The organism is Sphingopyxis granuli (assembly GCF_001559015.1).
Lineage (GTDB): Bacteria > Pseudomonadota > Alphaproteobacteria > Sphingomonadales > Sphingomonadaceae > Sphingopyxis > Sphingopyxis granuli.
Window position 1 is genome coordinate 1,810,308 of the sequence record NZ_CP012199.1, and the last position, 14,014, is coordinate 1,824,321.

Below are 14,014 nucleotides of genomic sequence, written 5' to 3' on the forward strand. Positions count from 1 at the left end.
GGCGCGCCAGAAAAAGGGGGAAAGCGATGCGTTTCATCCGAAAGGCCATGATCGGGCTCGCCGCGCTCGCCGCAGTGCCGCTCGCCGCACAGGGGCCGGTCCCGGCGCCGACCGTCAAGAAGGTCGAGGCGGCGCCGCTGCCGGCGGCGAAACCCGCTCAGGCGGCTACGCTTAGTTCGGCCGATCTCGAAGCCTTCCTCGACGGCTTCCTGCCCTACGCGCTCGAACGCGCGCGCATTCCAGGCGCGGTCGTCGTGGTCGTGCGCGGCGATCAGGTCGTGCTCGAAAAGGGCTATGGTTATGCCGACGTCGCCAAGCGCAAGCCCGTCCTGCCGGAGACCACGCTTTTCCGACCGGGATCGGTGTCGAAGCTCTTCACCTGGACCGCGGTGATGCAGCAGGTCGAGGCGGGCAAGCTCGACCTCGACAAGGATGTGAATGCCTATCTCGACTTCAAGATTCCGCCCTTCGAGGGCAAGCCGATCACGCTGCGCAACATCATGACGCACACGGCGGGCTTCGAGGAATCGGTCCGCCATCTGATTAGCAACGATCCGAAAGCGGTGATGACGCTCAAGCGGCAGATGCCGCTCGCGCTGCCGCAGCGCGTCTTCGCGCCCGGCACGACGCCCGCCTATTCGAACTATGCCACCGCGCTCGCGGGCTATATCGTCGAGCGCGTCAGCGGCGAGCCGTTCGACGATTATATCGACAATCATATCTTCAGGCCGCTCGGCATGACGCATGCGACGTTCCGCCAGCCGCTTCCGAAGGCGCTCGTGCCCGACATGGCGGGCGGCTATCCCGACGTCACGCAAAAGGCGCGGCCGTTCGAGATGGTCATTCCGGCGCCGGCGGGCAGCCTGTCGGCGAGCGGCGCCGACATGGGCAAGTTCATGATCGCGCACCTCAATGACGGCGCGGGTCTGCTGAAGCCCGAAACCGCGAAGATGATGCACGATTTCAAGGCGCCCGGCGTCGGCCCGCTCAACAGCATGGCGCTCGGCTTCTACGAGCAATGGGTCAACGGTCACCGTGCGATCGCGCATGGCGGCGATACCGTCTGGTTCCATTCCTATCTGTGGCTGTTCCCCGATGCCGACATCGGCGTCTTCATTTCGATGAACAGCCCGGGCAAGGAAGGCGCGGCGGGCGCGATCCGCAGCGCGCTGTTCCATAAATTCGCCGATCGCTATCTGCCGGGCGCGGAGAAGCCGGGGCAGGTCGATGAGAAGACCGCGCGGCAGCATGCGAAGATGATGGTCGGCCATTATGTCAGCAGCCGCGGTTCCTTCACCAATTTTATGAGCCTGTTCGGCCTGCTCGGCCAGCCCGCCGTGTCGCTGACCGAAGACGGCAAGATCACGGTGCCGGGGCTCGAAGGCCTGAGCGCCGGGGCGCGCGACTGGGTCGAGGTTGAGCCTTTCGTGTGGCGCGACACGAACACGGGCGAACGCCTCGCCGCAGAGGTGAAGGACGGCCGCGTCGTGCGCTGGAGCCTTGATGCCGGATCGCCCTTCATGGTGTTCGAGCCCGCACCCGCCGGCGTCAACGCGGCATGGCTCAACCCGGCGCTCATCTTCGCGCTCGGCATCACGCTGCTTGCGGCGCTCGCCTGGCCGGTGCGCGCGTTGGTCCGGCGCAGCTTCGCTGCGAATTTCGTGCTCGAAGGCAAAGCGCTGCGCGCCTATCGCCTGTCGCGCGTCTTCGCGTGGCTGGTGCTGGCCGCGGTCATCGGCTGGGCGGGGCTCGTTGCCGTCTTCTCGGCCGATATCGGCAGCATCGGCGGCCCGCTCGACTGGCTGATCCACCTGCTGCGCATCCTGACGCCGGTCGCCGCCCTCGGCTTGCTGGCGGCGGCGGTGTGGCACTTTTGGCTCAGCATCCAGGGCAAGCGCCGCTGGACGATGAAGCTCGGCGCGATGCTGCTGGTCCTCGCGGCGCTGATCCTCGCCTGGGTGACGCTCGCCTTCCATCTCTATGGCTTCGGGATGGTCTATTGATGGCGACGCAGCCTGCACCCACCCTGGCGCTCGACCTGCGGGTCGAGCGCTTTCCCTATCACCAGCCGTTCCGCATTTCGGGCCATGTCTTCACAGAGACCGCGCTGCTCGTTGCCGAACTGTCGGATGGGACGCATGTCGGGCGCGGCGAGGGTGCCGGCGTCTATTATCTGGGCGACGACATCGATCATATGCTTGGCGAGGCGATGCGCGCGCGCGAGGCGATCGAGGGTGGCGCGACGCGCGGCGACCTGCAACATCTCCTGCCGCCGGGCGGCGCACGCAACGCGCTCGACTGCGCCTTCTGGGACCTGGAGGCGAAGCAGCAGGGCCGGCCGGTCTGGGACCTCGCCGGTCTCGACCCGCCGAAGGCGCTGCGCTCGACCCTGACGCTCGGCGCCGATGATCCGGAGGTCATGGCAAAGGCGGCGCTGGCGATCGACCCGCAAGCGCCGGTGAAGGTCAAGCTGACCGGCGATCTGGCCGACGATATCGCACGGGTCTCCGCGATCCGCGCCGCGCGTCCCGACGCCTGGATCGGTGTCGATGCGAACCAGGGCTATGACATCCGGACGCTCGCCGACCTGTTGCCGGTGCTTGTCGAGATGCGCGTCGCGCAACTCGAACAGCCGGCGCCGCGCGGACGCGAGGCCGATCTCGACGGTGTCAAGCGGCCGCTCCCCTTCGTCGCCGACGAAAGCGCGCTGTCGCTCGCCGACACCGCGTCGCTCGTCGGGCGTTTCGACGTCGTGAACATCAAGCTCGACAAGTGCGGCGGGCTGACCGAAGGGCTTGCGATCGCGCGGCAGGCGCGGACGCTCGGCCTCGACGTGATGGTCGGCAACATGATGGGCACCAGCCTGTCGATGGCGCCCGCCTACCTCGTCGGGCAGCTTTGCGACATCGTCGACCTCGACGGGCCGACCTTCCTCGCGCGCGACCGCGATCCCGGCGTCGAATATCGCGGCGGCATGATCCATTGTCCCGCCGGCATTTGGGGTGGCTGACAAATTTATGTCCTAAACGGGTTGACAATTTTCTGATTAGGACAATAGTCTAGAAATCGAAATTTCCTGGGTGGAGGATGGAATGACGCGATCATTCCGGGTAACGCGCCGCGCGGCCATCGCGGGCGCGGTCGGTGCCGCTTTGTCCGCGCCGATGATCAACAGGGGCATCTATGCCTTCGCGGCCGATCCGGCGCGCGCCTATTCGCGCCGTGCGGTCGACCTCGTCGCTTCGTCGCTGGTCATCGACATGCTGGCACCGCTCAAGATCACGACGTCGCCCGCCTATGTCGCGCATCGCCTGACCGATGCCGAAGCCGCTGAATTCCGCGCCAGCGGCATCACCGGCTTTCACAACGCCTATGGCCTTGGCGGCCCCGGCGCGAAGGCGCAGGCGCTCGAATATATGGCCGGCTGGCAGGGGTTCGTCGGGCGCAACAGTCACGTCTTCACGCTCGTCGACACCGCCGACGATCTCGACCGGGCGAAGAGGGACGGCAAATGCGCCGTCATCATGGGCATCCAGAACGCCGACCAGTTCGAGGCGGTCGAGGATGTCGCGACCTTCCGCCGCCTCGGCCTGCGCTGCGCGCAGCTCACCTACAACAGCCAGAACATGATCGGGTCGGGCAGCACCGATCGCGTCGATGGCGGTGTCAGCGACTATGGCGCGGCGATCATCGCGGCGATGGAGACGGAGCGCATGCTCGTCGACGTGTCGCATTGCGGCGACCGGACGACCCTCGACGCGATTGCGATCGCGCGTGGGCCGATCGCGATCACCCACAGCAATGCCCGCGCGATCGCCAGCCATCCGCGCGCCAAGGCTGACGAGGCGATCCGCGCGCTCGCGGCGAAGGGCGGGGTGATGGGGATCACCGGCGTGCGGATGTTCGTGCGCGCGACCGACCCGACCGACGTCGGGCATATGGCGGACCATGTCGACCATGTCGCGAAGCTGGTCGGGGTCGAGCATGTCGGCATCGGCTCGGACGCCGACCTCAACGGCTATGACGACATGAAGCCCGACGAATATGCGCTGCTGAAGGCGGGCTACAAGGGCAGCTACGCCTTTCGCGACAAGATCGACATCGACGGATTCGACCATCCGCGCAAGGTCTTCGACCTTACCGAGGAACTGATCCGCCGGGGCTATCCAACGACAATATCGGGGCCGTGCTCGGGGGCAACTTCCGCCGCCTGCTCGCCCAAGTCTGGGGGTAAGACGATGAAAAAGAGGTGTTTTGTTGCGGCCAGCCTGATCGCTCTGACGACCGCGGTCCCCGCGCACGCGCAGGAGGCAGCGGCGACCGGAAGCAGCGGCGAGATCGTCGTCACCGCACAGAAGCGCGTGCAGAACGTGCAGGACGTGCCGATCGCGATCAGCGTCGTCGCGGGCGAGGAACTGCAGGAGCAGGGCTCGGCCTCGCTCGTCGACTATGCGGGCTATGTTCCCGGGATGAACGTCAGCAACAGCGGCACGCCCGGCCAGACGACGATCACCCTGCGCGGCGTCGCGCCGCTCAACTCGGGCCAGACCGTCGGCATCTATCTCGACGACGCGCCGGTCGGATCGAGCGCGCTCTACAACCGCGCCGGGCAGTTCACGATCGACCTGATGCCCTATGACCTCGAACGCATCGAGGTGCTCAAGGGGCCGCAGGGGACGCTCTACGGCGCGAGCTCGATCGGCGGGCTCGTCAAATATGTCACCGTCCAGCCGGACACGCGGGCGTTCCGCGTGCGCGCCGGGATCGAAGACTTTGGCATCAAGGGCGGCGACGGTCTCGGCTGGGGCGGGCAGGCGTTCGTCAACATCCCGGTCGTCGAGGACCAGCTGGCGGTCACCGGCAGCTTCGCCTGGCGCAGCACCCCGGGATGGGTCGGCAGCGTCAACAATGCCGCGCTGAAGGATCAGAATGATTATGAGCAGCGCGGCGGCCGCGTCGCGCTGTTGTGGCAGCCGGCGGCCGAACTCAGCGTGAAGCTGGCGGGCATCTGGCAATCGCTCGATTCCGACGGCAACGGGATTTATGCCGCCGACCTCACCGGCGTGCGGCTCGGCGACGGGCGCTCGTACAACAATTACGTCCCCGAATCCTACGACATCGACCTCGATTATTATTCGGCGACGATCGACTATGATTTCGGCGCCGCGACGCTGACCTCGGCGACGACCTACAGCAAGACGCAGAGCCGCCAGCTTCAGGACGCGAGCTATGCCTTCGGCGTGCTCTTCCCGTTCATCACCGATCCGCCGATCGACGCCGGCATCACGCCTTTCTATCTCGACCTCGGGCTCCGCAAATGGACCCAGGAACTGCGGCTCGCCTCGCCGAGCGGCGGCCGCTTCGAATGGATGATCGGCGGCTTCTACACCGACGAGAAAACCAGCAATGCGCAGCTCGTGCATTCCTATGACATGGACGGCAATCTCATCGCTTCGCTCGATCCGCTCGCGACCGTGGGCCTGCCCGCGACCTACAAGGAATATGCGGTCTTCGGGAACGGCACCTTCAAGTTCAGCGACCGGTTCGAAATCACCGCCGGGTTGCGCTGGGCGCGCAACGAGCAGACCTTCCGCCAGATCAGTTCGGGCGCGATCGTCCCGTCCGCCGACGATCCGGGCACCTCGGCCGAGAGCGTGTGGACCTTCTCGGTCAGCCCGCAGTTCCACATCACCCCGGATGCGATGCTCTATGCGCGCGTCGCGACCGGCTATCGTCCCGGCGGCCCGAACGTCATCGTCCCCAACGTCCCGCCGAGCGTCGATGCCGACCGCATGACGAATTACGAGGTCGGGCTGAAGGCCGACCTAGCCGACCGGGCGGTGACGATCGACGTCGCGGGGTTCTGGATGGACTGGACCGACATCCAGGTCACGCGCGCCTTCGGCGGCGTGTCGGGCGGCGCGAACGGCGGCAAGGCGACCAGCAAGGGTTTCGAAGGCAATATCGCGTTCCGTCCCGTGCCGGGGCTGACGATCACCGCGACGGGCAGCTACACGGACGCCGGGCTCAGCGAGGATGTGCCCGAGATCAGCGGCGTCGATGGCGACCGCCTGCCCGCGGTGCCCAGGTTCAGCGGCGCGCTGCGCGCCGACTATGAATTCGGGCTCGGCGGCGGCACGCGGGGCAGCTTCGGCGCGGGCATCCGCCATGCGAGCAGCCGACTCTCGCTGGTCGAGAGCGACCCGCTCGTCGCGCGCGCCAGACCCTATACGTCGGTCGATCTCAACGCGTCGCTGGTGTTCGACGACCACTGGACGCTGCGGGCCTATGCGCGCAATCTGCTCGACAACAAGGGCGAGATGGCGCGCACGACGATGGCCGACGGACTCAACCGGCCGAGTTTCCTCGCCATCTCGCCGTTGCAGCCCCGGACGATCGGCGTCGCGCTCGACATGGCCTTTTGACGCGAACGGAGTGAAAAAGATGAATGCCCCCCTCGGCAGGCTGGCCGACAGCCTGACACTGCCGCAACCCTATCTCCTGTTCCTCGGCGATACGACCGAGGCGGGCTACGCCAAGACCGCCTTCGGCCTCGCCGACTGGGCCGCGGACCGCTGCGTCGGCGAATGGTCGGCGCCCGGCTGCACGGTCAGCACCGGCCTGCCGCGCCTGTCGCCCGCCGATGCCCGCGCGGCCGGGGCCCGGTCGCTGGTGATCGGCGTTGCGAACCAGGGGGGCGTCATCGGCGATACGTGGGTGGCGGTGCTGGTCGACGCGATGGAGGCCGGGCTCGACATCGTCAGCGGCCTGCACACCAGGCTGACGAGCGTTCCCGCGCTCGTCGAGGCCGCCCGGCGGACCGGGCGGCGGCTGATCGACGTCCGCACCCCGCCGCCGACGATCCCCATCGGCAACGGGCGCAAGCGCAGCGGCAAGCGGCTGCTCACCGTCGGCACCGATTGCGCGCTCGGCAAGAAATATACCGCGCTGGCGCTGCATCGGGCGTTTCGCGAACGCGGCATCGACGCCGACTTTCGCGCCACCGGCCAGACGGGGATCATGATCGCGGGCGGCGGCGTGCCGATGGACGCGGTGGTTTCGGATTTCGAGGCCGGGGCGGCGGAAATGCTCAGCCCCGACGCGCCCGACGACCATTGGGACCTGATCGAGGGGCAGGGATCGATCTTCAACCCTGCCTATGCCGCGGTGTCGCTCGGCCTGTTGCACGGCAGCCAGCCCGACGTGTTCGTCGTCTGCCACGACCCGACCCGCAAGGTGATCCTGGGAATGGAGAATTTCGCCCTGCCGAGCATCGAGGAGGTGATCGACCTGACAGTCCGGCTCGGCAGCCGCACCAATCCCGCGATCCGCTGCGGCGGCGTCAGCCTCAACACCTCGAGCTTCGACGCCGACGGTGCCGAAGCGCTGATGGCGGCCGAGCGCGACCGGCTCGGGTTGCCGGTCGCCGATCCGATCCGCGGCGGTCCGGGCTTCGCCGCGCTCGTGGACGCCATTCTCGCATGACGGCGGGCGCGGCGAACCCTAACTGGTTCCAGCGCTTCCTGCTTCCCGGCTTCGCGCTGAAAGCCGTCATCATCGGCGGCGGCTATGCGACGGGGCGCGAGCTTGCCGAATATTTCGTGCCCTCGGGGCCGTGGGGCGGGCTCGCCGCGATGCTGCTCGCGACCGGCATCTGGAGCGTCGTCGCCGCGCTGACCTTCGCGCTCGCGCGCCAACTCGGCGCATATGATTATCGCGCCTTCTTCAAGGGGCTTCTCGGCCCCGCCTGGGTCGCGTTCGAGGCGGCCTATATCGTCTTCGTCATCCTGATCCTCGCAGTGTTCGGCGCGGCGGCGGCGGCGATCGGCGCCGCCACCTTCGGCTGGCCCGAATGGGCGGGATCGGCGCTGCTGGCGGTGGCGATCGTCGCGGTCACCGCCTGGGGGACGGGCGCCGTCGAGCAGATGTTCAAATATGTCTCGATCCTTCTCTATACCGTCTACGGCCTGTTCCTGATCCTTGCGCTCGCCAGCTTCGGCGGGCTGATCGGGCAGGGGTTCGCCGCCGCGCCGCCGCCATCGGCAGGCTGGATGGCGGGGGGCATCACCTATGCGAGCTACAATATCGTCGGCGCGGTGGTTATCCTGCCGGTGCTGCGACATCTGACCAGCCAGCGCGACGCGGTCGTCGCGGGGCTGATCGCGGGGCCGCTGTCGATGCTGCCGGCGATCCTCTTCTTCGTCGCGATGATCGCCTTCTATCCCGCGATCGGGGCAGAGACGCTGCCGTCCGATTTCCTGCTGCGCCAGATGAAGGTGCCGGGCTTCCACATCCTGTTCCAGCTGATGATCCTCGCGGCGCTGCTCGAAAGCGGCGCGGGCGCGGTGCACGCGATCAACGAGCGCATCTCGGGCGCGGTCGAGAGCCGGGGGCGGCCTGCGCTCGGCGCCGGCGCGCGGGCGCTGATCGGCGCGGTGATCCTGACCGGCTGCATGTTCGTCGCGGGCGAGATCGGCCTCGTCGAGCTCATCGCCAGCGGATACCGCTTCCTTGCCTGGCTGTTCCTCGCCGTCTTTGTCGTGCCGCTCATCACTCTCGGCACCTGGCGCCTGCTGCGTCCGTCGTCTGCTCCTCGAAGGGAGGTCTTGCCATGAAACCCGTTCGCCTGCTTGTCCTGTCGCTGCTGCTGTCGGCGGCCGCGCCCGTCTGGGCCGACCCGCCCGCCGACATCGGCGAAAGCGTCGAGGCGCTGCGGCAGAAGGTCGGCGCGCCCGGCGTCTCGATCGCGATCGTCGAGGACGGCAGGACCACGCTCGCGCGCGGCTGGGGCGTCCGCAAGCTCGGCGAGAGTGCGCCCATCGACGGTCAGACGATCTTCCAGACCGGATCGACCGGCAAGGCGATGACCGCCGCGGCGCTCGCGGTGCTCGTCGACGAAGGTCGGATCGGGTGGGACGACCCGGTGATCGAGCATATGCCGTGGTTCCGCATGTACGACCCGTGGGTAACGCGCGAGATCACGGTCCGCGACCTGCTCGTCCACCGCAGCGGACTGGGACTGGGGCAGGGCGACCTGATGTTCGTGCCGCGCACCAACCTGACCCGCAGGCAGACCGCCGAACGCATCGCTTTCCTCAAGCCCCGGACGAGCTTCCGTTCGGCCTATGCCTATGACAATATCCTCTATGCGGTCGCGGGGCAGTTGATCGAGGAGGTCACTGGTCAGACCTGGGAGGATTTCATCCGCGAGCGCGTGCTGCGCGCGGGCGGCATGAAGAATGCCACGAGCGACAGCGAAGACCGCTTCCGCGTCGCGAACCGGTCATGGCCGCACGCGCGCCTGTCGGGCGTGCTGCGCGGGATCGGGCGGCAGCAGGCGCTCGACGAGCGCGACGAGCTCGGCCGCAACGGCGCGCCCGCGGGCGGGCTCGCGCTCAGCGCCGAGGATATGGCGGCGTGGCTCAAGATTCAGCTCGCGCACGGCGCGCTTCCCGACGGCAGGCGATTGTTCAGCGAGAAGCAGGCGGCCGAGATGTGGGCGCCGGTGACACCGATGCCGATCACCCCGCTGCCCGATACGCTGAAACCCGCGCAGCCGACGCAACAGGCCTATGCGCTCGGCTGGCAGGTGCAGGACTATCGCGGCCACCGCATCATCCAGCACGGCGGCGGCGTCTTCGGATCGATCACCCGCGTCGTGATGATTCCCGACAGGAATGTCGGCTTCGCGATCATGATGAACAGCGAGGACAGCGGTATGCTGCTCGGCCTGACCTATGAACTGCTCGATCATTATCTGGACCAGCCCGACTATGGCTGGACCACCAAGTGGGAGGATTGGTATCAGGCGCGGCTTGCGGGCGGCGTCGAGTTCCTCAAGCAGGCGAAGGCGTCACCCGCCAAATCGGGCCCGTCGCTGCCGCTCGCGGGCTATGCGGGGCGCTATCGCGATCCCTGGTATGGCGACGTCGTGATCGGGGCGGGTGCGAAGGGGCTGACCGTCGACTTCACCTCGACGCCGCGGATGGCGGGGCGCCTCAAGCATTGGCAGTACGACAGCTTCGTCACCGATTTCGACGATCCGGCGATAGAGCCCGCCTATGTCACCTTCGCGCTCGATGCCGGGGGCAAGGTGACCGGGGTGACGATGAAAGCGGTCAGCCAGATCGCCGATTTCAGTTGGGACTATCACGACCTCGACCTGAAGCCTGTGGAGGACAAGGAGTGAAACGCATCGCCATTCTGCTCGGCGCGACCGCGCTCGCCGCATGCTCGACCGGCGGCGACAAGCCGAAAGCGCCCGAAGCGCCGCTGCACGGCCGGATGCTCGTGCTCGACACCCATCTTGACACCCCGCTCCATTTCGATCGGCAGGGATGGAATTTCGCCGACCGCCACACCCTCGCGACCGACCTGTCGCAACTCGACATCCCGCGGATGAAGGACGGCAATCTCGATGGCGGCTTCTTCGCCATCTACACCGATCAGGGACCGCTGACCGCGGCGGGCTATGCCGCCGCGCTCGCGCACGCGCGCAAGCGTTCGGACAGCATCGACCGGATGATCGCCGCCAACAACGGCGCCATCGGCGCGGCGCGCATCGCCGACGATGCGCGGCGGCTCGACAGGGAAGGCAAGCTGATCGCCTTCAAGTCGATCGAGAACAGCTATCCGCTGGGCGAGGACCTGTCGCTGCTCAGCGAGTTCTACGACAAGGGCGTGCGCCTCGCGGGGCCGGTGCACGGGCTCAACAACCAGTTCGCCGACAGCGCGACCGACAAGCCGCGCTGGAACGGCCTCAGCCCTCTCGGCGAAAAGTGGCTGGCCGAGATGAACCGGCTCGGTATCGTCATCGACGCGAGCCATTCGTCCGATGCAACCTTCGATCAACTGCTCGCGCTGTCGAAATATCCGATCCTGCTTTCGCATTCGAGCCTGCGTTCGGCGCATAATCACCCGCGCAACCTCGACGAGGGGCGGCTGAAGGCGCTTGCGGCGAAGGGCGGCGCGATGTGCATCTCCACCATCTACATGTCGGAGATGAAGATGTCGCCGGCGCGCGCGAAGCTGTTCGCCGACTATGAGCGGATCGGCGAACTGGCCCCCGAAGCGCAGGCCGAACTGACGCGCCAGTGGCGCGAACTCGACAAGACCGAAACGATGTGGGCGGCGGACTTCGAGGATTATATGAAGATGGTGCTGCGCGCGATCGAGGTCGGCGGCGTCGATCATGTCTGCTTCGGCGCTGACTGGGACGGCGGCGGCGGGCTGAAGGGGATCGAGGATATTTCGGCGCTGCCGAAGGTCACCGAACGGCTGAAGCAGGCGGGCTATTCGGACGCCGATATCGAGAAGATGTGGAGCGGCAACATCCTGCGCGTCCTGGCCGCACAGGGGAAGTAGCCGCCGGCGGCTATTTTTCGGGCCGTGGTCGCGGTTGCTTGAACAGCGCCGACGCCAGCGCGATCTTGCCCGTCCAGGTCTTGCCATAAGTCGGCGGGCGCGGCGCGGAGATGCGGTGATCCGGTTTGCCGGCATGCCCGTGACCTATGGCGTCAACATGAGTTTCAAGTTCCGATAGGCGCCCGCATTTGGCGCGGCGGCAGCCGTGCGCCATTCCCGCTTCGTGGCCGGACGCGGACGAAGCCCGCTTCCGGCCATTCGACCGTTCTCCGTCCGGTAAGGCGATGTTGAGATCGACATAGAGCAGGCCGAGTTCACCATAGCGGTCAAACCTCCCTCTCATGCTATGATCGGTCGGCGCAGCCGGCGCGCGGTTCATGGCGACGGAGGAGGACGCATGGCGAAGCATCGCATCTATTCGGTCAGCGTCGCGAGCGTTTATCCCCACTATATCGCCAAGGCGGAGAAAAAGGGGCGCACCAGGGCCGAGGTGGACGAGATCATCCGTTGGCTGACGGGATACAGCCAGAAGGCGCTGGACGATCGACTGGCGAAGCAGACGAGCTTCGAGGATTTCTTCGCCCAGGCGCCTCGAATGAATCCCTTGCGATCGCTGGTTACGGGCGTGATTTGCGGCGTTCGTGTCGAAGAGATTCAGGAGTCGACGATGCGGGAGATCCGTTATCTCGACAAGCTCGTCGACGAACTGGCCCGCGGGAAGGCCATGGCGAAAATCCTGCGCGGATAGTTCGAAGGAGCGGCCCGGGTTCATCAGCCTTACCTTGCGTTGCGATCAATCTTGATCGACTTTTTCGGGCTCATCCGCAAATTTGGTGCAGGCTGGCCGACGAGGCTTTTGGAAGCCTGATCGATGATCAGTCAGGCGGCGAGCAGAACCCGCTGCCGGAGGAGCTGGTAGTCAGCGCGTCCGTACATCTGTCGCTTTATGGCTTTGACCCGGTTGATCTGACCTTCGACCGGGCTCGTTGTCCAGCGGGTCGTAATCGCGCCCTTCACGGCATCGATGTCGCGCGCGATGCCGGCCGCAAAGCTGGCGACTTCACTGTCTGCAGCCTGTTCGAGCCATCTATCGAGCCTGGTCACGTCGTTGCCATCGAGGAGCGCGATGAACTCTGCGGCGAGCCCGGCCACCGTGCAAAGTTCCGGTGCCCGCGCATAGAGATGATGGAGGAAAGCCCTGGCATCCGCATCGATCTGACCGGGATCCTGGCTCAGATACCAGGCACAGCGTCGGCGTGACGGGGCTTTCCAGCCGGTCCGCGTCTGCTGCTCCGGCTCCGCTGTTGTCTGTAGATTGTCGCGGGCCCGCCGTCGGGCGGCCCATCGGGCAATGCTATTCCGGCTCCCCCTGTAGCCATGTTCCTTCAGATCCCGCCAGAGCTGCTGCCCGACCTGACATCCCGCCTGCCATCGGCTCTCGAGCCAGTCTTCATAAGGTGCGAGCAGATGCGAGGATGAAGAAGGACGGATATGTTCGGGTTCACCGCCCGCGGCCAGCCACCGCTGAACCGTGCGCTGGCTGATGCCGGTCAGACCGGCGATGTGCGATACGGGATGGCCTTGCGCGCGAAGGCGGCAGATTTCTTCCCATCGCGCGCGACGCGCTGATTTTCGACCGGTTCGCAATCTGGCGAGACCGGGAGCGGCCGGTGGAAGGCGAGCCTGCGTCCCTGTCATGCATTTCACCGCCGCCGACACGGCGCCACGATGGCGGCCCACAGCCTCGCGCAGTGCGTCCCCCAGTCCGCGGAGCAGATGCCAGCGATCAGCCACCTGCACAGCGTCTGGCGCCCCGCGCCTTGCTCCATCGGCATAAAGGCCGGCGCGATCGCGTGCGACGACCTGTATCCCCGGATAGCGCCGGAGCCAGCCGGCCACGCTGTCCGCGTTGCGATCGGGAAGCAGATCCAGAACGCGATTGCGCTCCAGATCGCAGATGATCGTTCCATAGCGCTGGCCGCGGCGCCATGCCCAATCATCGATGCCGACAATGGTCGGGGCGATAAAATCCGGCACAGGCGCCGACCGGATCATCCGCAGCAAGCTATCGCCGCTCACCGGCATCGCCAGCCGGTGCGCAAGACGGGACCCCGGCTCGCCGCCGGCGGCAAGGCCGATCGCCCGCTGGCTGTCGGCGAGCCTGACGGAGCGCTGTGCTCTAGAAGCAACCACCCCGGGCAGCCGCTCCGCGAATATCCGTACCTTGCAGGCGGGCGTCCCGCAGCGAAAGCGCCGCACCCTGAGCGTCATCCGCACAATCCGTCCATGCCAGGGCAGGTCGCGCGGCCGGCGCTCGTAATGGCTGTGAATGCGGTCGGACCGCCGTGCGCAGCCGGGACAGGCTGACGAACGCTGAACCGGCTTCACCGTCAGATGAAGCTCGCCCTGCGCTGTGTCGCTGCGACGGACAATCGTTAAACCTTCAGGAACGGGAGAACCGGCAGATGTCTGGAACACGCGCAAATACCATCGCTGACCGTAATCCCCACTCTATGCACGCTCCCGATTCGCGCGTGAATCCCCCAACTTGCACCATATTTGCGGATGAGCCCTTTTTCGATGAGAATGACGATTTTTATGAAGCTGATGAATTGAGCTTGCCGGTCTAACAGGGGGTATCGCCATTTCG

General features: G+C 66.5%; 10 protein-coding genes. 8 read left to right on the top strand and 2 right to left on the bottom strand.

The features are described 5' to 3' along the window. The first annotated feature begins 26 nt into the window (after positions 1–26). The 7 genes from SGRAN_RS08285 to SGRAN_RS08315 all read left to right on the top strand — a co-directional run bounded on the left by SGRAN_RS08285 (position 27) and on the right by SGRAN_RS08315 (position 11,364). On the top strand, positions 27–2,003 hold the full coding sequence (locus SGRAN_RS08285) for a serine hydrolase domain-containing protein (protein WP_067182489.1): 1,977 nt from the start codon (positions 27–29) through the stop codon (positions 2,001–2,003). Next, positions 2,003–3,010 (top strand): dipeptide epimerase, encoded by a 1,008-nt coding sequence (locus SGRAN_RS08290; protein ID WP_067182497.1) that lies wholly within the window; start codon positions 2,003–2,005, stop codon positions 3,008–3,010. Before SGRAN_RS08285 ends, SGRAN_RS08290 begins: the two co-directional genes overlap by 1 nt. Positions 3,011–3,092: 82 nt before the next feature. Further along, a complete protein-coding gene (locus tag SGRAN_RS08295) occupies positions 3,093–6,425 on the top strand; it encodes a TonB-dependent receptor domain-containing protein (RefSeq protein WP_067182498.1) in 3,333 nt (1,110 codons plus the stop codon). 19 nt (positions 6,426–6,444) lie between these two features. Beyond that, positions 6,445–7,485 carry a DUF1611 domain-containing protein gene (locus tag SGRAN_RS08300; protein WP_067182501.1) on the top strand — a complete coding sequence of 347 codons (1,041 nt, stop codon included), beginning with the start codon at positions 6,445–6,447 and terminating at the stop codon, positions 7,483–7,485. Continuing rightward, positions 7,482–8,615, top strand: coding sequence for a YkvI family membrane protein (locus SGRAN_RS08305; protein WP_067182505.1), 1,134 nt, complete (start codon positions 7,482–7,484; stop codon positions 8,613–8,615). The genes SGRAN_RS08300 and SGRAN_RS08305 overlap by 4 nt, the downstream gene beginning before the upstream one ends. Next, positions 8,612–10,189, top strand: coding sequence for a serine hydrolase (locus SGRAN_RS08310; protein WP_067182506.1), 1,578 nt, complete (start codon positions 8,612–8,614; stop codon positions 10,187–10,189). Before SGRAN_RS08305 ends, SGRAN_RS08310 begins: the two co-directional genes overlap by 4 nt. Next, the gene (locus SGRAN_RS08315) at positions 10,186–11,364 is read left to right on the top strand and encodes a dipeptidase (RefSeq protein ID WP_067182509.1); all 1,179 of its coding nucleotides are present in this window, start codon (positions 10,186–10,188) and stop codon (positions 11,362–11,364) included. Before SGRAN_RS08310 ends, SGRAN_RS08315 begins: the two co-directional genes overlap by 4 nt. Positions 11,365–11,374: 10 nt before the next feature. Here the strand turns inward: SGRAN_RS08315 and SGRAN_RS08320 are convergent, their stop codons facing one another. After that, positions 11,375–11,773 (bottom strand): hypothetical protein, encoded by a 399-nt coding sequence (locus SGRAN_RS08320; protein ID WP_210434216.1) that lies wholly within the window; start codon positions 11,771–11,773, stop codon positions 11,375–11,377. Between SGRAN_RS08320 and SGRAN_RS08325 the strand changes: the two genes are divergently transcribed. Continuing rightward, the gene (locus SGRAN_RS08325) at positions 11,762–12,112 is read left to right on the top strand and encodes a DUF2200 domain-containing protein (protein ID WP_067182517.1); all 351 of its coding nucleotides are present in this window, start codon (positions 11,762–11,764) and stop codon (positions 12,110–12,112) included. The genes SGRAN_RS08320 and SGRAN_RS08325 overlap by 12 nt on opposite strands. Before the next feature lie 131 nt (positions 12,113–12,243). On the opposite strand, the gene SGRAN_RS08330 is transcribed toward SGRAN_RS08325, so the two are convergent. Further along, positions 12,244–13,842 (bottom strand): ISL3 family transposase, encoded by a 1,599-nt coding sequence (locus tag SGRAN_RS08330; RefSeq protein WP_082737439.1) that lies wholly within the window; start codon positions 13,840–13,842, stop codon positions 12,244–12,246. Positions 13,843–14,014 lie beyond the last annotated feature (172 nt).

Bases quoted from the DNA above. Each gene is read 5' to 3' on its own strand.
- SGRAN_RS08285 (WP_067182489.1), top strand. From the start codon at position 27: ATGCGTTTCATCCGAAAGGCCATGATCGGGCTCGCCGCGCTCGCCGCA.
- SGRAN_RS08290 (WP_067182497.1), top strand. From the start codon at position 2,003: ATGGCGACGCAGCCTGCACCCACCCTGGCGCTCGACCTGCGGGTCGAG.
- SGRAN_RS08295 (WP_067182498.1), top strand. From the start codon at position 3,093: ATGACGCGATCATTCCGGGTAACGCGCCGCGCGGCCATCGCGGGCGCG.
- SGRAN_RS08300 (WP_067182501.1), top strand. From the start codon at position 6,445: ATGAATGCCCCCCTCGGCAGGCTGGCCGACAGCCTGACACTGCCGCAA.
- SGRAN_RS08305 (WP_067182505.1), top strand. From the start codon at position 7,482: ATGACGGCGGGCGCGGCGAACCCTAACTGGTTCCAGCGCTTCCTGCTT.
- SGRAN_RS08310 (WP_067182506.1), top strand. From the start codon at position 8,612: ATGAAACCCGTTCGCCTGCTTGTCCTGTCGCTGCTGCTGTCGGCGGCC.
- SGRAN_RS08325 (WP_067182517.1), top strand. From the start codon at position 11,762: ATGGCGAAGCATCGCATCTATTCGGTCAGCGTCGCGAGCGTTTATCCC.
- SGRAN_RS08320 (WP_210434216.1), bottom strand. From the start codon at position 11,773: ATGCTTCGCCATGCGTCCTCCTCCGTCGCCATGAACCGCGCGCCGGCT.